The sequence below is a fragment of the Oleiphilus sp. HI0067 genome (assembly GCF_001635735.1).
On the sequence record NZ_LWFI01000431.1, the window covers coordinates 1 to 1,164 of the forward strand.

1 protein-coding gene is annotated in these 1,164 nt (G+C 43.4%); it reads right to left on the reverse strand.

The genetic code is table 11. The annotated features are described in order from the left end of the window. Nucleotides 1–186: 186 nt before the first annotated feature. Nucleotides 187–1,164: chemotaxis protein CheX (locus tag A3739_RS04995; protein ID WP_068500559.1), on the reverse strand; the 978-nt coding region annotated here is incomplete at its 5' end.

Here is a 1,164-nt window from a genome sequence, read left to right on the forward strand (position 1 = left end):
CATTAGCGGCTAAAAAGCTGCTTACTTCGTTACGTACAGTTGCTGAATCATCAACTACTAGTATTTGTGCCATGATGCTTTCCTCGCGTTTGCTTCTGCTGAAAGGCCAAGCCTTTCTTTTTCTTAATTTTATTAGTACTGCTTAATTTTGATTATAGCTGTTTCGCTGTAAGTGCAAGTTATTGTTTAAAAAAACTCCAATTCGCCGTTATCAACGAATTCATCGACCGCTTTTTCACTCTCTGCGAACTTCTCTGGAGACCAGCTCAAGTTGAAGATTAGGCGCTGGTATAAAGTAATGTCCGGGAAGCGCATTTGCGGGTCATGCAAAGTAAACTTGAAGCATAACTGCGGTTCTGTTGAGCCGAATGAAATGTGCTTGCGTTGGTGGTTGACCATGATAGGGACTTGTGTGCGAAGGCCTTCGCTGCTGACTTCATTTGTGAAGTAGCGTGAGCGAATGCTTCCCCAGATCAGGTTTGTTGCTTCGTTGAGAATGCCGTTGCTATCGCGCGAATCTGGTTGCGTTTTTTCAATATGAGATGCGCCAGATCGAATTAGGTCTAATACTTCGTTTTCTGTTGTTTGAAGCATCATATAGCCACGGCACCAGTCGCTCTCTAGCGGAATTAGGCTAAACAGCTCTCCGTATATAATTTGATCTTTAACCAAGTAGGGTAGATCGTTACGTACTTCTACTCCCGGAATGATGCTTTCAAATGCTTCCTTAGATAGATCAATCACACCGCTAGCAAGCTCTGCAGGGTAGTACATGCTGCAGATATAGTTGTCGACAAGTTCATTGAGTTTGTCAGCTTCTTCGACTTGGTAGCAGCCAGCTAGAGCTTCTTGAATTGATGGAGGAAGGTCATCCATGCTATCGGTATGTTCACGACGCATAAAGATAGGAAGTTCAGGGCGTGCTCTATGGATCTTTGTGCATAGCTTCAAGCCGCTAACGCCATTTAAATCTTTGGCTTCTGATAAAAATACAGCACCTAAATCTACGTTTGATGCCATGACTTCGCTAATTTCGTTAGAGGCGTCGCGCAGGCCAATTGTGTTGTTGCCGGTGCAAACCTTTAAACCAATAAGGTTGTGCTTTGTGCATACATCTTTCAATACACTTAGGGCGTCATCATTGCATTCGTGTACTAATACTTT